This window comes from Mucilaginibacter sp. P1_D10, assembly GCF_056406215.1.
This window is the reverse complement of sequence record NZ_JBFUAP010000021.1, coordinates 88,507-111,314: the sequence shown is the minus strand read 5'-3', so window position 1 is coordinate 111,314 and position 22,808 is coordinate 88,507. Positions and strand designations below refer to the sequence as shown.

The 22,808-nt window shown below is 45.9% G+C and carries 19 protein-coding genes; 14 read left to right on the top strand and 5 right to left on the bottom strand.

Annotated features, from left to right (window positions below; translation table 11 throughout):
• The first annotated feature begins 46 nt into the window (after positions 1 to 46).
• Positions 47 to 970 carry an aspartate carbamoyltransferase catalytic subunit gene (locus tag AC1DYT_RS24355; RefSeq protein ID WP_477458709.1) on the top strand — a complete coding sequence of 308 codons (924 nt, stop codon included), beginning with the start codon at positions 47 to 49 and terminating at the stop codon, positions 968 to 970.
• Positions 971 to 982: 12 nt separating this feature from the next.
• A complete protein-coding gene (locus tag AC1DYT_RS24350; protein WP_477472097.1) occupies positions 983 to 1,504 on the top strand; it encodes a hypothetical protein in 522 nt (173 codons plus the stop codon).
• Positions 1,505 to 1,543: 39 nt separating this feature from the next.
• On the opposite strand, the gene AC1DYT_RS24345 is transcribed toward AC1DYT_RS24350, so the two are convergent.
• From AC1DYT_RS24345 to AC1DYT_RS24335, 3 genes are read right to left on the bottom strand one after another with little or no spacing between them, the layout of a single operon-like run.
• The gene (locus tag AC1DYT_RS24345) at positions 1,544 to 2,467 is read right to left on the bottom strand and encodes a hypothetical protein (RefSeq protein WP_477472096.1); all 924 of its coding nucleotides are present in this window, start codon (positions 2,465 to 2,467) and stop codon (positions 1,544 to 1,546) included.
• A 46-nt stretch (positions 2,468 to 2,513) separates the two neighbouring features.
• A complete protein-coding gene (locus tag AC1DYT_RS24340; RefSeq protein WP_477472095.1) occupies positions 2,514 to 2,858 on the bottom strand; it encodes a cupin domain-containing protein in 345 nt (114 codons plus the stop codon).
• Between the two features lies 1 nt (position 2,859).
• Positions 2,860 to 4,164 (bottom strand): flavin monoamine oxidase family protein, encoded by a 1,305-nt coding sequence (locus AC1DYT_RS24335; RefSeq protein WP_477472094.1) that lies wholly within the window; start codon positions 4,162 to 4,164, stop codon positions 2,860 to 2,862.
• Positions 4,165 to 4,367: 203 nt separating this feature from the next.
• On the opposite strand from AC1DYT_RS24335, the gene AC1DYT_RS24330 reads away from it, so the two are divergent.
• From AC1DYT_RS24330 to AC1DYT_RS24310, 5 genes are all read left to right on the top strand, one after another.
• Positions 4,368 to 6,680: a family 65 glycosyl hydrolase domain-containing protein gene (locus AC1DYT_RS24330; RefSeq protein ID WP_477472093.1), complete on the top strand. Its 2,313-nt coding sequence runs from the start codon at positions 4,368 to 4,370 to the stop codon at positions 6,678 to 6,680.
• 282 nt (positions 6,681 to 6,962) lie between these two features.
• The gene (locus AC1DYT_RS24325; RefSeq protein WP_477472092.1) at positions 6,963 to 8,219 is read left to right on the top strand and encodes a sensor histidine kinase; all 1,257 of its coding nucleotides are present in this window, start codon (positions 6,963 to 6,965) and stop codon (positions 8,217 to 8,219) included.
• Positions 8,220 to 8,224: 5 nt separating this feature from the next.
• On the top strand, positions 8,225 to 8,668 hold the full coding sequence (locus AC1DYT_RS24320) for a response regulator (protein ID WP_477472091.1): 444 nt from the start codon (positions 8,225 to 8,227) through the stop codon (positions 8,666 to 8,668).
• Between the two features lie 6 nt (positions 8,669 to 8,674).
• Entirely contained in the window at positions 8,675 to 10,180 is a 1,506-nt protein-coding gene (locus tag AC1DYT_RS24315) for a sensor histidine kinase (RefSeq protein WP_477472090.1), read from the top strand.
• 188 nt (positions 10,181 to 10,368) lie between these two features.
• Positions 10,369 to 12,087: an alpha-amylase family glycosyl hydrolase gene (locus tag AC1DYT_RS24310; protein ID WP_477472089.1), complete on the top strand. Its 1,719-nt coding sequence runs from the start codon at positions 10,369 to 10,371 to the stop codon at positions 12,085 to 12,087.
• On the opposite strand, the gene AC1DYT_RS24305 is transcribed toward AC1DYT_RS24310, so the two are convergent.
• Positions 12,080 to 12,682 (bottom strand): class I SAM-dependent methyltransferase, encoded by a 603-nt coding sequence (locus tag AC1DYT_RS24305; RefSeq protein WP_477472088.1) that lies wholly within the window; start codon positions 12,680 to 12,682, stop codon positions 12,080 to 12,082. The two genes, AC1DYT_RS24310 and AC1DYT_RS24305, sit on opposite strands and share 8 nt — an antisense overlap.
• 378 nt (positions 12,683 to 13,060) lie before the next feature.
• Here AC1DYT_RS24305 and AC1DYT_RS24300 point away from each other — a divergent pair, with 378 nt between their 5' ends.
• The 7 genes from AC1DYT_RS24300 to AC1DYT_RS24270 all read left to right on the top strand — a co-directional run bounded on the left by AC1DYT_RS24300 (position 13,061) and on the right by AC1DYT_RS24270 (position 21,657).
• Entirely contained in the window at positions 13,061 to 15,475 is a 2,415-nt protein-coding gene (locus tag AC1DYT_RS24300; RefSeq protein WP_477472145.1) for a glycoside hydrolase family 31 protein, read from the top strand.
• Between the two features lie 150 nt (positions 15,476 to 15,625).
• Positions 15,626 to 16,792 carry a Shedu anti-phage system protein SduA domain-containing protein gene (locus AC1DYT_RS24295; RefSeq protein ID WP_477472087.1) on the top strand — a complete coding sequence of 389 codons (1,167 nt, stop codon included), beginning with the start codon at positions 15,626 to 15,628 and terminating at the stop codon, positions 16,790 to 16,792.
• Between the two features lie 107 nt (positions 16,793 to 16,899).
• Complete coding sequence (locus AC1DYT_RS24290) at positions 16,900 to 17,259, top strand: hypothetical protein (protein WP_477472086.1); 360 nt, start codon at positions 16,900 to 16,902, stop codon at positions 17,257 to 17,259.
• A gap of 461 nt (positions 17,260 to 17,720) precedes the next feature.
• Positions 17,721 to 19,676, top strand: coding sequence for a 1,4-alpha-glucan branching protein GlgB (gene glgB / locus AC1DYT_RS24285; protein WP_477472144.1), 1,956 nt, complete (start codon positions 17,721 to 17,723; stop codon positions 19,674 to 19,676).
• Positions 19,677 to 19,685: 9 nt separating this feature from the next.
• Positions 19,686 to 19,871, top strand: coding sequence for a hypothetical protein (locus tag AC1DYT_RS24280; protein WP_477472085.1), 186 nt, complete (start codon positions 19,686 to 19,688; stop codon positions 19,869 to 19,871).
• A gap of 109 nt (positions 19,872 to 19,980) precedes the next feature.
• Entirely contained in the window at positions 19,981 to 20,880 is a 900-nt protein-coding gene (locus tag AC1DYT_RS24275) for a helix-turn-helix domain-containing protein (protein WP_477472084.1), read from the top strand.
• 51 nt (positions 20,881 to 20,931) lie between these two features.
• A complete protein-coding gene (locus AC1DYT_RS24270; RefSeq protein ID WP_477472083.1) occupies positions 20,932 to 21,657 on the top strand; it encodes an SDR family oxidoreductase in 726 nt (241 codons plus the stop codon).
• Between the two features lie 63 nt (positions 21,658 to 21,720).
• Here AC1DYT_RS24270 and AC1DYT_RS24265 read toward each other — a convergent pair whose 3' ends face one another.
• Positions 21,721 to 22,677 carry a CvpA family protein gene (locus AC1DYT_RS24265; RefSeq protein ID WP_477472082.1) on the bottom strand — a complete coding sequence of 319 codons (957 nt, stop codon included), beginning with the start codon at positions 22,675 to 22,677 and terminating at the stop codon, positions 21,721 to 21,723.
• Between the last annotated feature and the right edge of the window lie 131 nt (positions 22,678 to 22,808).

Here is a 22,808-nt window from a genome sequence, read left to right as displayed (position 1 = left end):
TCGTGCCTCGCAATGACGGGGTGGTAAAATGATATTTTAGAAACACATGGCATTAAGTACAAGGCATCTTTTAGGAATTAAAGATTTGAACCTTTCGGATATCGAAAAGATATTCGAAACTGCTGATAATTTTAAGACGGTGCTTAACCGGCCCATCAAAAAGGTACCTTCGCTGCGCGATGTAACCATCGCCAATATATTCTTCGAGAACTCTACCCGTACCCGTTTATCGTTCGAACTGGCTGAGAAAAGGCTATCTGCGGATGTGGTGAATTTCTCGGCATCATCGTCTTCGGTTAGCAAAGGGGAAACGCTTGTTGATACCGTGAACAACATCCTGGCCATGAAAGTGGATATGGTGGTGATGCGCCACCCTTACGCAGGGGCCGGGGTATTTTTGGCCAAGCATGTAAAGGCCCAGATCGTAAACGCCGGCGACGGCGCGCACGAGCACCCTACCCAGGCCTTGCTGGATGCCTTCTCTATCCGCGAACGTTATGGCGAGGTAGCCGGTAAAAAGGTGGTCATCGTAGGTGATATTTTGCATTCGCGCGTGGCCCTATCCAATATCCTTTGCCTTAAACAATTGGGTGCTGAAGTGATGGTTTGCGGGCCTACTACGCTTATACCCAAGTATATCCGCTCGTTGGGTGTATTGGTTGAACATAACCTGATCAAGGCCTTAAACTGGTGCGATGTGGCCAATATGCTGCGCATTCAGCTGGAACGGCAGGACATTCGCTACTTCCCCTCGCAACGCGAATACACCATGCTTTACGGCTTGAACAAGCAAATCCTCGATTCGCTGGATAAGGAGATTACCATTATGCACCCGGGCCCCATAAACCGTGGCGTGGAAATAACCAGCGATGTTGCCGACAGCAAGCAATCTATCATCCTGGATCAGGTGGAGAATGGCGTGGCCATCCGCATGGCTGTGTTATATCTGTTGGCAGGGCAGGGGGCGTAAAATTCAAAATTTATGAATAAGGGCCTCTTTGAAAAATATTGGAGCTTCCATCATAAAGACATCCTCCTTATTTTAGCGTTATTAATTTTAATAGGCGTTGTTGCCTGCGATATTTTTTTCGATACCTATTTTTGGGTGTTCTTTTCTGCATATGGCTTGCGCGATTATTTCCGCCATGATGCCAAACTGCAAGAAATTGAGCGACTGAAGGCAAAAGGGCTTACCGTAGAAGATGCCGAGAATATTCGGTTTGTGAAACAATGGGAACAAACCCGCACTGAGGGGAAGCTAAGTTATTGTTTGTTTGACGGCGGCATTATACAGGGGGGCATATTGGCCTTGTTTTTATGCCTGATAGCCATTGCTATATTTGGCGTTCAAAAACTTTTTGCCGAATTATCTTATATGTTTATCGTAACCGGCGGTGCTTGCATCGTTGGCGGATTGATGGCCTCTTTATTTTACCGGTATTTATGGAAAGTAAACGAGCAACGCTTTAAGCAACTCACGCAATTTGAGCATATCATTTCTTAATAATATCCTACTTGCCTGTATCGGTTTCAGGGCTCAAAATCACCCGGTAAGCCTTTGTTTTAATTCCCTCCCGATGCCGATAAAACTGCGCTGATTCAGCGGGAATTCCAATATTACATGGCCGAGGCTTAAGATAAATAACCAACTGAAGCCTAAGTGATAATCATAAAAATATAGCGCGACTGAAGCTATCCAAATTGCGCCGATAATAACCGCCCTGGTTATGGATATGCGGTGCCAGCCAATCAGCCCTGTTTTGGTGAACCAATTGACATAATGATAGGTATAAGCAAAGGCAATTACCCGGGTCAGGGTGATGCTTGCCCTATCAGTAAATATGCTTAACGATTGATTACGCAGGCTAACCTTGTTCAGGTTGGCAAAATGCCCGTAGTTGCTCATGGCCCAAAGCGTGGGCCTGGTATCGGTAGAAGTAAACAGGATGCAAAGCAAGGCCGGACAAAGCAAAAAGATGAATACCGCCACATAGCCAGAAGCAACCTTGTCTTTCAATGCCCCGAACAACAGGAACGCCCCCGTAAACACATAAACATGGATAAGCGTGGGGATGTACAAGCCAAAAATAGTACGCCAAAAATTATTGCTGAGCAGCAAATTACCCGCACATACCAGCAGGATAAATGCGGCAGCCCTTAAGCGGTTGCCTGGTATGGTTTGCAGTATAATGGATAATCCAAAAGTGTAGTACACCATTTTCACGAAGGGCAGCCGGAACAGCAGGCAAATGAGGATTACCGCCAGTATAAGTAAATAATCATATTTTTTTAGGGTGAAGAATTGTTTGCCGCTTAACCAGGAAATTTCGGTTAGATAATGCAGGGGCCCCAAAACTGCGTACGAAAGCAAGACCAATTCGAAGGGCACGACAATAGCCAGGCACGATGCCAGCAGCATAGCTGCAACGTTTAAGTAATTTAACCTGTTTAATTGCGGAACCGTCATAGTTGGGGTAGCCCCCAAGGTAACTAAATAATCACACTTTGACGGACTACCGCTCCACCTTCACCGTTTCCATATCCGCAAGTTCGAAAGTGATATTCACCGAGCGGCTGCCCTTTGGCCGGGTTCGGTGTATTACATTTTTGGGGATGCTGAACAACTCTCCAATCTGCAGTTCTACGGTTTTATCTTCAAGGTCTATCAGCAGGCTGCCCTCGGTCACTAAAAACGTTTCGTCGGAATTGGGGTGGTAATGCCAATAGAAATCCTCCGTCATTACGCTGGCGCGGATGACGTGGTCGTTGACGAACGATACGGGAATGTTCTTATAGGCCTCGTCGGTAGCCATCTCCGCGGCAAGGTTAATAATAGTGAGCGGTTCAGGATTCGTCATATTATTTACTGATTATCTTTTTCGCCACATCAGCCCCGCTGCTTAGCGCAGCCTCAACCGTACCCATAGCCGTACCATCGTACAAATATTCGCCGCAGAAATAAATCGTATCATCCACGGGCGTGCACAATACCTTGCGGGCTTCAGGGGCTTCCACGGTATCGTAGCCATAGGAGCCACGGGTGAATGGGGCGGTTGTCCAGTTCATAATGCGGCGGGCGAGTAGCATGCTTTTCAGGTCGGCCACATCATGTTTGAAAATATTGGCCAGGGATTGCAGTCCCTGCCCGCTAATCACCTCATCCGATAGCTTTGCCTTTTCGGCTGCTGCGGGGCCGCCTATCCAGCCGGTGAGTATGTTCGATTGCTCGGGCATCTGTGTCCACCAGGTGGGTATTTCCTCGTCAGAAAACAGGTAGCCCATTTCCTTGATGCTTTTGCCGGCGATATCTTCGCTGCGGCTATCCAGCCAAAACGCCTCCGTAAACTCGAATAATATCTTAATAACCGCGCCGAAGCCCATCTGTTGTATCGCTTTGCTGTGCGCGGGTATCTGTGGTGAGAAACTGATAGCGCCCAATTCGCCGGCCCCCGCTTTTAGTACGCCAAGCGGCATGGCAATTAGTAATTGGGTGGCTTGATATTCGTCTCCATCGGTAGTAAGGGCTGTCACCTTACCTGCTTCCCAAGAGATTTCTTTTACCACGGCGTTCAAAAATATTTCGCCGCCATTGGCCTTGCAGGTGCTTGCTAAAAAATTCATGAGCCGGCAATAGCCGCCATCTATACGGTGCTGGGCGTCCATCTCGTCGTGTTCCCATTCATTACGAAGGGCAAAGGCGCTGGCATCGCACGGGTCGGCAGTATCATACCCGCTTACGAATTTCCATACGCTGGTGCGCAGGGTCTGGTATTTTTCGCCGGGAAATTCGCGAAGCAGGAAATCGTTGATGCTGGTATCGGTTTGCAGTCCGCTTAGTTCACCTATAAGCAAATCCCAATCGTCCATAATACCCTCGCTGCCGTCGAAGCTGCCGTTTTCGTAGCGGAGCATTTCTCCGCTCGCAGGTCGATGGGGGATATTGGCCTCTTTTAAAAGGTTGAGGGTTAGAGGCAAATCGCCATGGATAAACTCGGCGCCTAGTTCGGTAGGGTTAAGAAAAGACTCGTCACTAAGCGTGTGGATACGGCCGCCAATACGGTTGCGGGCCTCGAGTACGATTGTTTTTTTGCCCGCTTTGGCCAAAGCATGAGCAGCCATCAACCCTGCGGCTCCGGCACCAATAATTAATACGGTATTTTTCATAGCAGGTGATGCAAGGTAGAGATGAAATTCGTGATGTGCAAGTTAATGTCGTTTACTTAAACGACTTAGTCAGCCTGGCGAGGCGAAAACGCGCGGCATTGCATAGCAAAATGCTCAGGTGAGCATCGTTATTTTGATAAGGCTGTGGCAATTAATTATAAATGTTTATATTATTTTAGCGCAGCTAACGAAAGACGCTGTTTATGAAGGATTATTTTAAAGTTGACGAGTGGAAGATCATCGAAGAAGGGTTCGACCCGCACTATAATAAAGTGGCCGAAAGCGTATTCAGCCTGGGCAACGGGCGTATGGGGCAGCGCGCCAACTTTGAGGAAGCTTACAGCGGCGAGACCTTGCAGGGCAACTACGTAGCAGGTGTTTACTACCCCGATAAAACCCGTGTGGGCTGGTGGAAGAACGGCTACCCCGAGTATTTTGCCAAAGTTTTGAACGCCGCCAACTGGATTGGGATAGATGTTTGGATAGGCGAAGAGCAATTGGATTTGGCTAAATGCGAGGTAAGTGAATTTAGCCGTGAGTTGAACATGAAAGAGGGGTACTTGCACCGTAGATTTAGAGCCCGAACAAAAAATGGCAACGAAGTTGTTGTGGAGGCTACTCGATTTTGCAGTATGACTGATGATGAAACAGGTGCTATTAAATATCGTATTTCATCCATCAATTTTGCAGGCAAATTAACCATCACTCCGTATATTGATGGTGATGTGAAAAACCAGGATGCGAATTACGATGAAAAGTTCTGGGAAGATATCGCAAAAGATGACTGGGGAAATGGCGGGTTCGTGCATATGCGAACTAAAAAAACTGGTTTTGACGTAGCTACCGGCATGATGTTCACAACGCTTATAAATGGTGATTCGCGGGTATTGGACGGTACGCCTATTTTCAAGGAAAAATATTTTGGTGCGAAAATAATATATGAAATTGGCACCCGTCAATCTCTTACTATTTACAAGTACGCCGCCAATCTTTCCTCTCAGAATTACCCTGCCGAAGAATTGGTTGACACGCTGAAAGTGAAACTTGGACAAATATCCGCCAAGGGCTTCGATACCATGCTGGCCGAGCAAGCCGCTGCCTGGGCCGAAAAGTGGAAGCATAACGATATCATTATAGAAGGCGATGCCAAAGCACAGCAGGGCATTCGTTTCAATATATTCCAGCTTAACCAAACCTACACCGGCGAGGACGACCGATTGAACATCGGCCCCAAAGGCTTCACCGGCGAAAAATACGGCGGCAGCACCTATTGGGATACCGAGGCTTATTGCGTGCCCTTTTACCTGGCCACGGCAGAGCAAAAAGTGGCCCGTAACCTGCTGCTTTACCGCTACAAGCAGTTGGGCAAAGCTATCGAGAACGCCAAACTGCTTGGCTTTAAAAACGGCGCAGCCCTTTACCCCATGGTAACCATGGATGGCACCGAATGCCACAATGAGTGGGAGATAACCTTCGAGGAGATACACCGCAACGGCGCTATTGCCTTTGCTATCTACAATTACGTGCGCTACACCGGCGATGAAGCCTACCTGGCCGATTACGGACTGGAAGTTTTGATAGCCATTTCGCGTTTCTGGTCGCAACGCATTACCTGGTCGGCAGATAAGCAGCAGTACGTAATGTTGGGCGTAACCGGCCCGAATGAGTATGAGAACAACGTAAACAACAACTGGTACACCAGCACCATAGCGGTTTGGTGCATGAAGTACGCTTTGGAAGTTATTGGAAAAGTAAAACAGACTGATAACGCTAAATACGATGCGCTTGCCGCTAAAATAAACTTTGATGAGGCAACCGAAACAAGTCGCTTCGCAGATATTATTGCCAAAATGTATTTCGCGCATGACGATAAACTGGGTATCTATTTGCAACAGGATGGCTACCTGGATAAAGAACAGATCCTCGTTAAAGATTTGCCGAAATCCGAATTACCATTGGTAAAAAAATGGAGCTGGGACAGGATACTCCGCTCTATCTACATTAAGCAGGCAGATGTGCTGCAGGGGCTTTATTTTTTTGAGGAGGATTACGATATCGATACCATCCGCCGCAATTATGATTTTTACGAACCAAGAACGGTGCACGAGTCGTCGCTATCGCCCTGCGTACACGCCATATTAGCCGCTAAGCTGGGCGATGTGGAGCGCGCCTATCAGTTTTACCTCCGCACCTCAAGGTTGGATATAGACGATTATAACGACGATACGGATGATGGCTGCCATATCACCTCGATGGCCGGCACCTGGATGGCTGTAGTGGAAGGTTTCGGCGGCATGCGGGTAAAGGATGGGAGGCTATCGTTCAACCCCTTGTTACCCGGCGAATGGAAAGCCTTATCGTTCCAGATTGGGTTCCGCGGGAGTTTGTTGAACATACGGATAGCCCACGATGGGGTGAGGGTGAAGAATTTATCGGAAAAGGCACTTGTTGTTTTATTGAATGGGGAAGATGTTTCAATAAATGCACAGCAAGAGGCATTCGTCGGCACTAAATAACAAACACATTACCTGCGAAATAAATAGCAAAACTGGTTAAAAGTTTTGCTATTTTTCTTTAATGACGGTGATGATTGCGCTTTTCGCAATTAATAAACTACCATTAAATAAGTGCCTGTTGATATGATTAATAAGCGTACCTTCCAACACTTCTTAGGAAATTAGGTTTACTTAACCGGTTCCTTTTTTTTAGCCTAACCTTTTAACTTGCCGCCTTTTATGCAATCGGCATTCATACTTTCTAAAGCATAATTATTTTTTATAAAGTTGCTTAATCAGTCCATGAATAAAGATCAAATTAATTCAAAGGCACCGGCAAATTCCCCCGAGCAATTAAGCGCAGCTGAACTTATATTGGCTAACAACGAACTGGCCTTTCAAAACATAGAAAAAGAAAAAAGGGCAGCCGAACTCATTATAGCTAATATTGAACTCGATTTCCAAAACGAGGAGAAAGAAAATCGGGCAGCGGAGCTCATCATTGCCAATAGAGAGCTGTCTTTTCAAAACCAGGAAAAAGAAAAGCGTGCGGCTGAGCTGATCATCGCTAATGCCGAGTTGGTGTTCCAGAATGCAGAAAAAGAAAAGCGTGCGGCGGAGCTCATCATTGCCAATAGAGAGCTGTCTTTTCAAAACCAGGAAAAAGAAAAGCGTGCGGCTGAGTTGATCATAGCTAATGCCGAGCTGGTATTCCAGAACGCAGAAAAAGAAAAGCGTGCGGCTGAGTTGAGTAATGCCAACCGGGATTTAAAAATCGCGGAAGACAATATCCGAAAGCTGAATGAGGAAGATATCCGGAAATTAAATGAAGCCCTGGAACAAAAGGTTATCGAACGGACGGAGGAACTGGAGGCAGCTAACCAGGAACTGGAGGCATTTTCTTATTCGGTTTCCCATGACCTCCGGGCGCCACTACGAATAGTAAATGGTTATGCCATTATTCTCCAGGAAGAATACCAAAATATTTTTGACGATGAAGGCAAGCGGTTGCTTTCAATTGTACAGGATAGCGCCAAAAAAATGGGTGTGCTCATTGATGACCTGCTTACTTTTTCGAGGCTCGGCCGAAACGGTGTGTTTAAAACAAATGTTGACATGAACCTGGTGGTAAAGAACGCTGTAGATGAATTAACGGTACTGACAACTCATAAGGCAACCATCGAAATCCATCAACTTTCACCGGTGCTTGCAGACCACTCGCTCATTAGCCAGGTATGGCTAAACTTATTATCCAATGCCATTAAATATTCTGTTCACTCGCCTAAGCCTGTTATAGAGGTCAGCTGCATTCAGCACGATGCGGAGATTATTTATTCAATTACAGACAATGGCGTTGGTTTCGATATGCAATACGCGCATAAATTATTCGGCGTGTTTCAACGACTGCATGATACGGAAGAATTTGAAGGAACAGGCGTAGGATTGGCGCTGGTGCACCGGATTATTAAAAAGCACGGCGGAAGAATATGGGCGACGGCTGAAATTGATAAAGGCGCCACTTTTAATTTCAGTTTACCACAAACAGCCCCAAAACAATAAACTAAATGGAAAACGAACAAGTTGACATCCTGCTTATAGAAGACAGTTTACATGATGCCGAATTAACCATTCGTGCGCTGCGCAAAAACAACACCCATGTAAAGATCGTCCATTTAAAAAATGGCGCGGTAGCGCTCGACTTTCTTTTCGGCAAAGGAGTTTATACCGGCAGAAATGTAAACAACAGGCCCCGGGTTATTTTACTGGATCTGAAAATGCCGAAAGTAAGCGGACTGGAGGTGCTGGAGAAAATAGCCGGCAACCAACTAACCCAAAAGATCCCTGTAGTGGTGCTTACCTCGTCCAAAGAAGATCCGGATGTAGAGCGGGCTTATTCGCTGGGAGCTAACAGCTATATTGTTAAACCCGTCGATTTCGAAAGCTTTCAGAAAATAGTTACCGACCTGGGTATATACTGGTTATCGCATAATCATCCACCACTTAGTTAATACGGCGTGAACGATCCCATTCATATTTTGCTATTGGAAGATTCTCCGCTGGACGCAGAGCTAATCAAAAGAGAACTTATTAAAGGCCTCAACAATCATGATGTGCTGTTAGTGCGTGATAAGGAAAGCTTTCAGCAGGCACTGGAAAACTATCCGGCCGATATTATTTTGTCTGACCACTCACTCCCCAACTTTAATTCCCATCAAGCTTTAAAAATGGTTCAGTCCTCAGGGATCAACATTCCGTTTATTCTGATCACAGCCACAATGACAGATGAGTTCGCGGTAAAGATCATGAAAGAGGGAGCAAATGACTACATCATTAAAGACCGGTTATCGCGCCTGCCTTCTGCGGTGGTCAATGCGATTGAAAAATTCCGCCTGATACGCAAACAAACTGCTGAGCGGGTTAAAATAAATGAAGAGCTTAAAAGACTGAACTACAGGCTGCAACTGGCTACCAAAAGCGCGGCTCTGGGGATATGGGACTGGGACGTCGTCAATGATAAACTTCATTGGGACGACGGCATGTTTCAACTTTACCATATTAATGACAGCGGATTTGATTCAGTTTATGAGGCCTGGACTTCACGGCTCCATCCGGAAGATAAGGATCGAGTAAACGAGGAAATACAACTGGCGCTGAGGGGAGAAAAAAAATACGATACCGAATTCAGGATAGTAGATGGTAACCATGGCGTTCATTCAATAAGGGCGACGGGTACGGTTGAATGTAATGATATGGGTGTCCCCGTCAGGATGATCGGCGTTAACTGGGATATTACCAGGCGAAAATTAGCTGTGGCAGAACGGGAGGCGATAATTGGTGAAATGTCGCGGCGAAATGCAGAACTGGAACAGTTTGGTTATATCATTTCTCATAATTTAAGGGCTCCGGTAGCCAACATTATTGGCGCTGCGGGTGCCCTGGAGGATCCCGAACTGCCCTGCGAAGACAGGATTATATACAATAGGGCAGTTTATCAATCCGCTATTAATTTAGATCATATTATCAAAGACCTGAACCATATTTTGGAGATAAAATCAGGCAATCAGTCCAAAGAAACGGTTCGTTTTTCTGATTTGGTGGACGATATAAAAATGAATATCCACGATTTATTATTGACGTATGAATATAACATTGCGTATGATTTTTCGGCAATAGGGGAACTATTTACGGTAAAGGCTTACCTGTACAGTATTTTTTATAACCTTATTTCCAACAGCCTAAAATATCGAAGGAAAGATATTATCGGCAGGATTGAAATTAAAAGCCAATTGGTGAATAATATGGTTGTGCTCTCTTTTGCGGATAATGGCATGGGCTTTAACCAGGAGAAGAACAAAACAAATATTTTTGGTTTATACCAGCGTTTCCATTCGGGTTTCCCCGGCAAAGGCATGGGCTTATTTATGGTCAGATCCCAGGTTGAAATTTTAGGAGGAAGTATAACTGTAGAAAGCCGTGAACATGTGGGAACTAATTTCCGAATTGAATTTCCTGCCACATAGGCCGTATTCCGGGCTTTATCATACATAAAAGCAGAACTGAAGTATTAGCGTCCCCCCCCGGATGTTATGCACGCTGATCGAAATAAACCGGTCCTTGGTCAGCAAGAAGTATCCGGCAAAAGCAATGAAATTGCTGCAATCCCTGAATTATCGCCTTAATGTTTATTTTCGCGCAATAACATTTAAGCATGACTCCTCCCCACCATAAGCTCATCATCTACCAACTGCTTCCGCGCCTGTTCGGCAATGCCAATAGCACCAATAAATTCTACGGTTCTATAGAAGAGAACGGCTGCGGCAAGCTGAACGATATTACCAACAAGGCTCTCGCAGAAATAGGCAAGATGGGTTTTAGCCACGTGTGGTACACAGGTGTAATTGAGCACGCTACCATGACGGATTACTCAACCCACGGCATCAAGCCCGACGACCCCGATGTGGTGAAGGGCCGCGCCGGGTCGCCATATGCCATAAAGGATTATTACGATATAGCGCCGGATCTGGCTGTGGATGTGCCCAATCGCATCAACGAATTTCAGGATCTGGTTATCCGTACGCACGTCAACGGACTAAAAGTAATCATCGATTTCGTGCCTAACCATGTGGCGCGCACCTACGCATCGGATATGCGCCCCAAAGCCGTGCGCGATTTTGGGGAGGACGACGATACCTCCAAAGATTTCACCTCCGAAAATGATTTTTACTACATCCCCGGCCAACATTTCAGGGTGCCGGCGGGTTATAACCCGGGTGGCGACGAGTTGATATCGCCGTTAAAGGACGGGCATTTTGACGAATACCCCGCCAAAGCAACCGGCAATGATGTTTTTAACGCGGCACCTTCCATCAACGATTGGTTCGAGACGGTTAAGCTTAACTACGGCGTTTACTACCTCGATGGGCACAAAACCTATTTTGGCCACGTGCCGCCGCTATGGTATAAAATGCACCACATCCTTACCTATTGGGCAGAAATGGGGGTTGATGGTTTCCGCTGCGATATGATAGAGATGGTGCCGGTAGAGTTTTGGGCCTGGCTGATCCCCAAACTGAAAGCCGTACATCCCGAACTGATATTCATTGGCGAAGCTTATGATAAAAATCAATACTACAATTACATCCACAACGGCGGGTTCGATTACCTGTACGATAAGGTGGGCCTCTACGATGCCATCCGGAAATTGACCTGTAACGACCCATGGAGCAGCACCTGGGATATCAACGCCGTGTGGAATACCCACAGCCGGGGCATAGACGAGCATATGCTGCGTTTTATGGAAAACCACGACGAGCAACGCATTGCCAGCCGCTACTTCGCGGGTGATGCCTGGTATGCCGTACCGGGAATGATCGTGAGCGCCACTTTGGCAACCGGCCCGGTGATGATATACGGCGGGCAAGAGGTAGGCGAACCTGCCGATGGCGCACAAGGCTTCAGCGGCGATGATGGCCGAACCACCATATTTGATTACTGGGGCGTGCCCTCGCACCAAAAATGGGTGAATAATGGGCAATTCGATGGTGGAGGTTTATCCCCACAACAGCAGCAATTGAGGAAATTTTACAGCGACTTGCTCAACACCGTAAAAGACCATGAAGCCCTCCGCAACGGCGAGTTCTATGAACTGATGATAGCCAACGAGGGTCAGCCCGGCTTCGATACCAGAATGTATTTTTACCTGCGTTATACCCAAACACAGCGCGTTCTGGTGGCTGTGAATTTTAACAGCGCCGAAAGAGACATCACGATAAAAATACCAGTTGACCTATTAGATCAATTTGCTTTGACCGGGAATTCGGTTTTTAGGGATCTGCTTACAAAAACTGTGTTTAAAACAACTGATATTGCTTCGGGAGTGGAAATTAATATAAAATCTAAAAGCGGACTATTGTTAGATTTTAGTTAACCTTTGTAAAATAGCCATGCAGGTACTGATTGCCGTAAAGGGCCTCTATCTTTTCGGGCCTATTAGCTAAAAATTCATCGCAAGCAAGTTTTACACCCGGTGCAACGTCATGAGCAACGCCGTTCTCTGCAACGTCGTTATAGTCCATCAGGATGCATATAGCTCCCTTGCTCATACGGGGATAAATGCTTTCCAGGCAGTGAATAATTACCTTTTTGTGCTCAAACTTATCGCCGCCAAAGCCACAATCGATATGTACAAATGCCAGCGTTTGCGGTAATTCAGCAGGCAGGGTATCAAAAAAATCCCCCTTATGAATAACGGGTAATTTTAGTCCGGCATCGTTGAATTGGCTTTTTAGCTTTTCGAGCACATCTCCTTTAAATTTAAATGGAGTGGTAAAAGTGTCAAATACATGCTGAATTTTATCGGAATTGCGCATTTCTATAACTTTTTGAAAAAGTAAAGCGCATTGCCCTGTAAAGGTGCCCAATTCTACCACATCCCCCGGGATATTACTTGTAATAACACCATTGAGTAAATGATAATAGTTGATCCTTTGCTCAGCAGTAGTCATATCTACGCTGGTATCCAATTGCTGAACATTATAACCAGTTTTTAAAAATCTTAACCCTTTGTTAACAAAGTTTATAAGGGGAGAGTTTCTACGTTTACTAACACTAAAAGGGGGCTGCGTGATAAAGTAATTGTTCATTATTGTTTTATATTGACAGTACCGAAGCTAAAAAATTATTTGAATATAACCCCAAATAAGATTTTGGCTCAATTATGGCTTGAATATTCACTAATAAATCGTTTATTAGCTGATAAGTATCAGTTGCTGATGTGTTTTGTACGCTCTGTTAAGTAATAATTAACAAAGTAAATTGAATGTTGATTTTTTATGAAAAAAAATATACCTGACCCCAACCCCGAATTACTAACGGCCAGATTACTCGTTGCAGAGGAAAATATGATAGTGGATGATGAAGAGTTCCACCACCTTAATAACCCTGCAGATGGCATAAAACCCATCGTAAAAAAATACCTTGGTGTACCCAACCATGCCGAGCAGAAAGGCAACAAAATATTCTTTACAGATGGCGATGCCAGTGTAGAAGTTACCATCGTAACTAAGGATATCATCCGCATACGTTTAGCCCCGCATACCGTTTTTTTGGATGAATTTAGCTACGCAGTGCCCGAGTTGCCTACCAAAGCGGTGCCGTTTGCCCTCACAGAGAGCGAGTTGGAGTTTAAAGTATCTACCACCGCAGTAAATTGCCATATACGCAAGGAGGATTTCTTGATTTCTTTCTCCGATAATAATGGCATCATTACCAGTAGTGATGCTGCGCCCATGCACTGGGAAGAGAACATTAAATTTGGAGGCTATTACGTATTCTGTACCAAAACCTGTGCGCCCGAAGAAAGCTTCTTTGGTCTGGGCGATAAGGCTACAGAGTTTAACCTGCGCGGTAAACGTTTAAAGAACTGGAACACCGATGCCTACTCTTACGGCTGGAACCAGGATCCGCTATACCGCTCCATCCCTTTCTACATCAGCGTAAGCGAAGGTATCGCCCACGGTATTTTCTTCGATAACACTTTTAAGGCGCATTTCGATTTTGGCTGCGAGGATGCAACCAAAACCAGCTTTTGGGCCGATGGCGGCGAACTGCAGTACTATTACATACACGGCCCGCACATGATGGATGTGGTGAAAAATTACCACATTTTAACCGGTACGCACCCCATGCCCCCGCTTTGGGCACTGGGCTACCACCAATGCCGCTGGAGCTACTACCCCGAAAATAAGGTAAGGTTTATTGCCAACGGCTTCCGCCAGAATAAAATCCCTTGCGACGGTATCTATCTCGATATCGATTACATGGATGGCTACCGTTGCTTTACCTGGAACCCTAAGTATTTCCCCAATCCGCGCAAGATGATTGAGGACCTGAATGCCAACGGCTTTAAAACCGTGGTGATCATTGATCCCGGCATCCGCGTAGATGATAACTATTCGGTGTTTAAAGAGGGCAAAGAGAAACGTTATTTCTGCCGCCGCAGCGACGATTACTTTATGGAGGGCCATGTGTGGCCGGGCCGCTGCCAGTTCCCCGATTTTACGAACCCCGAGGTACGTACCTGGTGGGGCGATTTGTTCGACGACCTGGTTGACCTTGGTGTGGCCGGCGTTTGGAACGATATGAACGAACCTGCCGTGTTTGGTGCAGGTACCTTCCCCGATGATGTGCGCCACCAGTACGATGGTTTCCGCGGGAGCCACCGTAAGGCACACAATGTGTACGGCATGCAAATGGTGCGCGCCACATACGAAGGTCTGCGCAAGCAAATGAAGAATAAGCGCCCCTTCACCATAACCCGTGCAGGCTATGCAGGTGTGCAGCGTTACTCATCGGTGTGGACGGGCGATAACGTGGCCTCATGGGAACACCTCAAAATAGGCAACGTGCAATTGCAGCGTTTATCCGTATCGGGTATCTCATTCTGCGGAACGGATATAGGCGGTTTCAGCGGCGAGCCCGATGGCGAATTGTTTACCCGCTGGATACAGTTGGGCACATTCTCACCATTTATGCGAGCACACTCAGCCGGCGATACCAAAGAGCGCGAGCCATGGAGCTTTGGCGAACCATTCACCAGCATAAACCGTAAATTCATCGAGCTACGCTACAGGTTGATACCGTACCTGTACTCCACCTTTTGGGAGCACCACCGTTACGGCTTCCCTATATTAAGGCCGATAGTAATGCACGAGCAGGAAACTCTGGCCAACCACTTCAGGCAGGATGAGTTTACCTACGGCGATAAGATACTGATATGCCCGGTGCTTGAACCTGGTCAGCAAAGCCGTACCGTTTACCTGCCAAAAGGCAAATGGTACCATTTCTGGAGCCTGGAAACCGTAGACGGTGGCCAGGAGATAATGGTAGCCACGCCATTGGATACCATCCCAATCTTTGTAAAAGCAGGCTCGGTAATACCGGAGTACCCCGTAATGCAGTACACCAACGAGAAACCGATAGAAGAGGTGAAGCTGAACATCTACTATAGCGATTACGAAGTGAACTCCTTCTACTTTGAAGATTACGGCGAAACTTTTGCCTACGAACAGGATATTTACCTGGAGAAGAAATTCATCGTAAAAGGCACTGCAAAATCCTTTAGCATCAAACAAAGCATGGAGGGTTTATACACGCCGCGATACGATGGCTACCACATCAAAATAAACGGCCTGCCGTTTAAGCCATCAAAAATTATAGCCGATGGCAAAGAGATAAAAGAAGTATCGGTAAACGCCGACAAAACCTACGAGTTTAAATTCAGCAAGAACTTTAAGCAGATAGAGATACTGAAATAGTAAAGGCCCCGAAAGGGGCCTTTTTGGTTTATTTAGGATCGTTTCATTTTTTTGAACGATATTTAGGTGGTGTTTTTAACGATAATTTAAGCGTTATCTGTTTATCAATATTAGTATATTTCATTTGACTCCCATACAATGAATATTATCATGTATGACCCAGACGGGCCCAAAAATGATTTCTTAGATAATATATTTGGAAAGGAGGATTATGTGTATTGTATTCTTGATAGCCAAAGTTTTTTAGAATATATTAAAGATACAGTTATTGCTAACCAACTGCACATTGATCTGATAATAACCGAATACTACAGTTACGGCATTCCAGTACCAGAAATTATCGATTTTATCAGATCGAGTGACGCAACGTATTCCGATAATAACTTTAAATTATCTTCCATACCAATTTTAATATACACTCGACAAAACCCACAGATAGACTACAAAAATCTCAAGGTTAATTTAACATTGGACAAAGGTCATCGAGACCATCGGTCAAGGTTAGTAAAAAATGCAAAAACCCTGGTAGTCGATTGGCGACGAAAAATCTATGATGACTTAGAGTTGTTAGGCGTTGGGGTTGATTATAATTTTGATCGCATTAATATGGGTTATGCGGTTACAGTAAAATCTGACAATACCTTTATTCTTTCCAAATCTTTTTTGATTAAGCAAAAACGACTGCCGTATTTGTGGCTTAAGGCAGATTTTTTTGAGCAGGAAAAGTCATTAAATGATCTCGAAAAATTAATAAATCAGTACCTTGAATATCCAAGAGAAAAACTCCAAAGATATCAATGGGAAGAACAATTTCAGCAGTTTTTCAAACTACATCCTGAGTTTTTATTTGAAAAAAATTATAATCGCTATTGGTCTCAGCCTAAATTGAAAATTGGCGATACTAAACGTTCATATAAACCTGATTTTATTAAGGAACCACGTATCGGAATGGAATTGAGTAAAAATTGGGAAATAGTTGATTTGAAACTACCCTTAATGGAGTTTATGCAACAGACAAGCTTTCACCCAACTTTTACAGCTAAGTTTTTAAAATGTCTAAAGCAAATTAAAGACTATAAGACCTATTTTATGAACGACCAGAATAAAACTAATATTGAAGAGGTCTTGAAATTCCATCCAAAGCACCCCAAACTTACATTGTTGGTAGGCAAGAGAAATACATTATACAATCAGCAAGATTTGCTTCACCAAAATTTGAACGAATTGAATTTTGCAGATGTTAGTTTAATGGCGTATGATGAGATTGTCGACAGGCAAAAGAATAAGATAGAGGAACTTATGGAAATGAAATTATAATGGAAATTAAAATTTTGCTTTTCAAAACCAACTGCGAGGCTATTGCATTTCCGCAATTTTCAACAATCAACCTATCTGCCAATCCCCTACATTCGAAGAAAAAAGAAATGCTCAGGAAAATCCAATCGGTTATTGCAGGTTACATGGTATTTGCCATCAGTTCGGTTTTGTTGTTCAATTTAACGCATCACCATCCGCACCAGGATGCGCCGTTGAATTTTAAATTGATAACTATCGCCTACGGCGTTTTCTTTTCGATAATTGCCGGCCTGGTAGTACAGCTCATCGCGAAGCAAAAAACGTTGGCCTTGAATTACATATTGGCTGCTGTGATGTTTGGGTTTGCCGGCATCTCTATGGCCCTATCCGGCGGCAGCCACTGGACCCAAATTTTTGCCATGTTTATCTTCGCACCAGTATCTATTATGGGAGGATACTTTAAAATTAAAGGTGTAGTTGATAAATAAGATTTTACCACAAAGAGCACAAAGTTTTCACAAAGGGCACAAAGATTTGCGCACGAATTGGTAATCTGACTTAGTTTTATCTTTGCGTTCTTTGCGCCTTCAACGTTTAGCAGGTCTTTGTGGCCTTTGTGGTAAAAAATCCCCCGCCATTCTTTTTTGTTTTAAATAAACATCCGCTGCTATTGTATGTTCAATAATTATATATTTGAACAACGGGAATTATTCCCGCAACCAACTAACCTAAGCGCGTACGGCGCTACCCCACTATGGCAAAGAAAAAAGAAACTACCGGAGCCGAATTATCCGAATCGAAACCTATAAAAGCGGTCAAACCAAAGGCCGCTAAAAAAGCCGAAGCTGCCCCAACGTTCCCGGAAGCTGCAGAACCGGTAGCGAAGAAGCCAAAGTCAGCATCAAAAAAAACGGGCGCGCCGACAACCAAACTGGCCGATAAAACCAAAATGGAGGTTATTATCAACGCAACTTCTGATACCGAGATAAAAGCTGTAGAGCCTTACAGCCGCTTTACCGAATTTGATATCAACCTGTTTAAAGCGGGCACGCATTATAAGCTTTACGAAAAGTTCGGTTCCCATGTGCTGGAGTATAAAGGCGTTGTGGGCACCTACTTTTCTGTTTGGGCGCCAAACGCGCAATATGTTGCCGTAATTGGCAATTTTAACGGCTGGAACAAGGGTTCGCATGCGCTCAACTACCGTTGGGATGCATCGGGTATTTGGGAAGGCTGGATACCCAATGTGGGCGTTGGCGAAACCTATAAATACTTCATCAAATCGCATAACGGTGCCGAACTGGAAAAAAGCGACCCATTTGCCCTGCGCTGGGAACTACCGCCGCATACGGCATCTATAGTGGCCGATACCTTCTACGAATGGAAAGATCAGGACTGGATGCGAAACCGCTATGAGCATACCGCTTTAGATCGGCCGTATTCAGTTTACGAAATGCACGTTGGCTCCTGGGCGCGCAACCCCGAGAGTCCCGATGAGTTCCTGAGCTACCGCCAGTTAGCCGCCAAGCTGGTGCCTTATGTAAAGGAGATGGGCTTCACCCACGTGGAGTTCATGCCGATAATGGAGCATCCATACTACCCAAGTTGGGGCTACCAGATAACCGGTTTCTTTGCGGCATCCAGTCGTTACGGCACGCCACAGGATCTGATGTACCTGGTAGAGGAGTTCCACGCGAACGGCATAGGCGTTATACTCGATTGGGTGCCTTCACACTTTCCCGGGGATAAACACGGGCTTTACGATTTCGATGGCACGCACCTTTACGAGCACGAGGACCTGCGCAAGGGCTTCCACCCGGATTGGAAATCGTATATATTCAATTACGGCCGCAACGAGGTACGCGCCTTTTTAATCAGTAACGCCATCTTCTGGCTGGAGCGTTACCATATCGATGGCCTGCGCGTAGATGCTGTTGCTTCGATGCTTTACCTCGATTACTCGCGAAACCACGGCGAATGGGAGCCGAATGTCTTCGGTGGCAACGAAAACCTGGAGGCGATTGCTTTCCTGAAAGAATTCAATACGGCCGTTTACAGGCACTTTCCCGATGTGCAGACCATTGCCGAAGAATCTACCTCGTTCAGCGGGGTGAGCAGGCCGGTTTACACCGGCGGCCTGGGCTTCGGTATGAAATGGATGATGGGCTGGATGCACGATACGATCAACTACTTCGAACACGACCCAATACACCGCAAATACCACCAAAATGAGCTTACTTTTAGCATGGTGTATGCCTTTACCGAAAACTTTATGCTGCCTTTCTCACACGATGAGGTGGTTTATGGCAAGGGCAGTATGCTGGGCAAAATGCCGGGCGACGACTGGCAGAAGTTTGCTAACCTGCGCTTGCTATACAGCTTTATGTTTACCCACCCGGGCACCAAATTATTGTTTATGGGGGGCGAATTCGGCCAGGTGGGTGAGTGGAGCTTCGAGCGCTCTTTAGACTGGCACCTGCTGGAGCATACCAGCCATAACGGCATCAAAGAAGCCGTAAAAGCTATCAATAAATTATACAAATCTGAGCCGGCCCTGTACGAGAAAGGCTTCGATTGGACGGGCTTTGAATGGATAGATGCCAGCAACATGGCCGATTCGGTAATCGTGTACACCCGCAAGGGCATAGACGCCGCAAACGACCTTGTTATTGTTTTGAACATGACCCCCGTACCGCACCAAAACTACCGCATAGGCGTACCGGCGGCAGGGGAGTGGCAGGAGATTTTCAATTCCGACCAGCAACAGTATTGGGGCAGCGGTATGATCAACTTCAATCCGATTAAAACCGATGCCGAAGCATGGCATGGCAAAGAAAACTCGATGCAATTAACGGTGCCGCCGCTGGGGGCGGCTATATTTAAAAGGGTTGCAAAAACAAAATAACACACAGAGATGAAGTTCTTTTATTTATACCTCATCGGTGGCATAGCTGCGTTAGCCCTGTTGATTTACCAACTGATAACCACCTATCCGGATATCAAATACGGCGGAGCGCTGTTTTATATTATCCCAACGGTGGGGCTTTTTTACATGGCCAATAAGGCGTATCATGTAAAGAAGGATAAGGAATTGATGTAGTGTTGCCCGGAGGAGATTTGACAACTCTTAAAGAGTTATCAAATCTGGCTCTTAAATGATTTTACCTAAAGATGGCTGTACACACAGGCCATCTTTTTAATTTTATAGCATGCCGACATTAACCGCGCACGAAAAGAATGTTATTGCCAATTATCCCCTGCTGGGGGATGATGGCAGGCCTACGATGATACAGGTTCGCGAATCTGACGGTGTAGAACCCATAATCGACCCCGGTTTTTTGCTGCCTCACCGTAAGCAGTTTTTTATGTTCGCGTTGGTGGTGCAGGGCAGCAGCCGCCATTGGATAGATGATGTGCCTTACACCGTAAAGCCGGGCCATTTTTACTTCACCGTTCCGCAGCAGATACATTTAAAAGAAGAGATTTGCCCCATGGAAGGCCTGGTAATCACCTTTACCGAGGAGTTTTTGCTGCTGGAAGAGAACCTGATGCTGCGCCGCCTCCCCATTATCCAAAACCCTGCGGCGGCGCACGAGTTGGTGCTTATGCCCGAAGAGTTTGCCTACATACAGGATATTATGCGCAAGATGAACACCGAATACCAGGCCAATAGCAGCTGGCGCAACCAAATGCTGGCCTCCTGGCTGCAGGTGTTGGTGATATACCTTAGCAGACTTTACGCCGAACAATTTGGCGAAGGCTGCAAGATAACCCAGGGGCAATGCCTGCTCAAAAGCTTCCAACAGTTGATTACCGAACATCATACTCATCAGCACGAGGTTGCCGGGTACGCTAATTTGCTTAATCTCACCCCTGGCTATTTTAACGATGTTATCAAACAGCAAAGCGGAAAAACGGCAATAAGCCATATACACAACCGCCTGGTTATGGAGGCCAAGCGCCGTTTGCTGCATACCGAACTTTCGGTAAAGCAAATTGCAGATGAGCTGGGTTTTGAGGATGCTGCCTACTTCAACCGCTTCTTTAAGCGCCTTGCCGATGCCACCCCGATGGCCTACCGCCAGCAAATCCGCGAAATGTACAGTTAATGCCTTACTATGTGCAGTGGCATAACTATTGCCGTGCTATAGCTTTGCATCATGAAAAAACAAACCGTATTAATTACCGGCGCCAATAAAGGTATTGGCCTGGAAACCGCGCGGCAACTGGCAACAGCCGGCTACCACATCTACCTGGCTGCCCGCGATAAAGATAGGGGCGATGCTGCCGTTGCCCAATTACATGCCGAAGGCCTAACAGATGTAGAGTTTATACAGTTGGAGGTAACCAACGAAGAATCTGTACAGGCAGCCTATGCTGAACTTAGCCGTAAAATAGATTATTTGGACGTATTGATAAACAACGCCGGCATCCCCGGTAGCTTCCCGCAATCGGCTCTAAATACGCCCGATCAAACATTCAGAGATGTGTTTGAGGTAAACCTGATAGGCGTAGCGCGTGTTACACGCATATTTGTGCCCCTTATGCAAAATGCGCCCAACCCACGAATTGTGAACGTAACTTCAGACCTTGGTTCGTTAACGTTGCATAGCGACCCAACGTGGAGGCACTATGAGGTTAAAACGGCTGCTTACGGCCCATCGAAAAGTGCATTGAATAATTACACCATTGCTTTGGCCTACGAATTAAAAGATAAATTCAAGGTGAATGCTGTAAACCCAGGCTACACCAAAACCGACTTTAATGGTAACCAGGGCTATAAAAGCGTGGAAGAGGGTGCTGCACCTATCGTAAAGTATGCTATGATAGATAAAGACGGCCCGACCGGAGCATACTTCAGCGACTATGGCGTAACGCCCTGGTAAAATAACGCAGCAGGAGGGGCGGGGCTATACGGCCCCGCCTTTCTTTTTAGGATTTGTTTGCCCTTAGTTCCTGAAGTTTTGGGTAATCATCAATCCGTATAGGCCGCCGTCTAAAATGCCAATACCCACCCGCCCATAAGCCGGGTTAAGTATATTGGCGCGGTGCCCGGGCGAGTTCATCAGGCCGGTATGCGCCAAAGGCAGCGTTTGCGCAAGCGCGATGTTCTCACCCGCGGTAAGGAAGATTATCTTACCCTTTATCATGCGCGCGTAGGGGTCGGCACCCTCGGGCGTGTAATGCGAAAAGTAGCTCCGGGCAAACATATCTGCCGAATGTTTACGGGCAACCACGGCAAGTTTAGGATCGGCTTTTAAAGAGTGCAGGCCATGCTCTTTCCGCTCTTTATTGATCAATACCAGCATTTCGGCTTCAAGGTCGGGCCGTTCGGTGGCATCGGTTACTTTAAACGGGAGTTTGATAACCTCCTCGCCACCTGTTTTGTTGTCTTTGGTGGGTTCTGTATGGTTAAGTACCTCTCTAAATACGGGCGACAGCGAGTCATCCATCCAGCTTACCTTGGCAATCAATTTCCTGGCCACACGGCTTTCCCTTGTCTCTTTAGAAAGGCCGTTGGTAAAAGGCACCAACAGCAAGATGCCCGATATCAGCACGGCCCAGATGAACCCGTTGGCAAAACCGGGGATGGCACCCAAAAGCTTATTCGTTTTGCTGATATGCTTATCGATGGGTATCCGGTCGAGCGTACTGTCGATAATCCTATCCAATACAAGCTTGCCGATGAAAATACCGGCTATGAACGACAATGGCGGTACCCAAAAACCTGCCGAGGGCATCATCATATGCAGAAAGCCTGCAAGCGGGTGGTAAATCAAAAAGCCGATGATGAGGCTACCCACCCATGCCGCCAACGAAAGCGCCGATAAGATAAAACCCTGTCTGATGCCCGTACGGATGCAAATGATGATGAGGAGGATTAAAATGAGGTCGATGTAGTTCACGGAGTGGTTTTTGGGCAAGGATATTTTCTAAATTTAACTTTTCCATTTAAATTTAAAAATTGTTTATCCAAATTGCCTGCACTTTATGCTGCTATGAATCGCTCTCCTTTAGTTTCAGAGTAGACGGTTGA

Bases quoted from the DNA above. Each gene is read 5' to 3' on its own strand.
- AC1DYT_RS24355 (WP_477458709.1), top strand. From the start codon at position 47: ATGGCATTAAGTACAAGGCATCTTTTAGGAATTAAAGATTTGAACCTT.
- AC1DYT_RS24350 (WP_477472097.1), top strand. From the start codon at position 983: ATGAATAAGGGCCTCTTTGAAAAATATTGGAGCTTCCATCATAAAGAC.
- AC1DYT_RS24345 (WP_477472096.1), bottom strand. From the start codon at position 2,467: ATGACGGTTCCGCAATTAAACAGGTTAAATTACTTAAACGTTGCAGCT.
- AC1DYT_RS24340 (WP_477472095.1), bottom strand. From the start codon at position 2,858: ATGACGAATCCTGAACCGCTCACTATTATTAACCTTGCCGCGGAGATG.
- AC1DYT_RS24335 (WP_477472094.1), bottom strand. From the start codon at position 4,164: ATGAAAAATACCGTATTAATTATTGGTGCCGGAGCCGCAGGGTTGATG.
- AC1DYT_RS24330 (WP_477472093.1), top strand. From the start codon at position 4,368: ATGAAGGATTATTTTAAAGTTGACGAGTGGAAGATCATCGAAGAAGGG.
- AC1DYT_RS24325 (WP_477472092.1), top strand. From the start codon at position 6,963: ATGAATAAAGATCAAATTAATTCAAAGGCACCGGCAAATTCCCCCGAG.
- AC1DYT_RS24320 (WP_477472091.1), top strand. From the start codon at position 8,225: ATGGAAAACGAACAAGTTGACATCCTGCTTATAGAAGACAGTTTACAT.
- AC1DYT_RS24310 (WP_477472089.1), top strand. From the start codon at position 10,369: ATGACTCCTCCCCACCATAAGCTCATCATCTACCAACTGCTTCCGCGC.
- AC1DYT_RS24300 (WP_477472145.1), top strand. From the start codon at position 13,061: ATGATAGTGGATGATGAAGAGTTCCACCACCTTAATAACCCTGCAGAT.
- AC1DYT_RS24295 (WP_477472087.1), top strand. From the start codon at position 15,626: ATGTATGACCCAGACGGGCCCAAAAATGATTTCTTAGATAATATATTT.
- AC1DYT_RS24290 (WP_477472086.1), top strand. From the start codon at position 16,900: ATGCTCAGGAAAATCCAATCGGTTATTGCAGGTTACATGGTATTTGCC.
- glgB (WP_477472144.1), top strand. From the start codon at position 17,721: ATGGAGGTTATTATCAACGCAACTTCTGATACCGAGATAAAAGCTGTA.
- AC1DYT_RS24280 (WP_477472085.1), top strand. From the start codon at position 19,686: ATGAAGTTCTTTTATTTATACCTCATCGGTGGCATAGCTGCGTTAGCC.
- AC1DYT_RS24275 (WP_477472084.1), top strand. From the start codon at position 19,981: ATGCCGACATTAACCGCGCACGAAAAGAATGTTATTGCCAATTATCCC.
- AC1DYT_RS24270 (WP_477472083.1), top strand. From the start codon at position 20,932: ATGAAAAAACAAACCGTATTAATTACCGGCGCCAATAAAGGTATTGGC.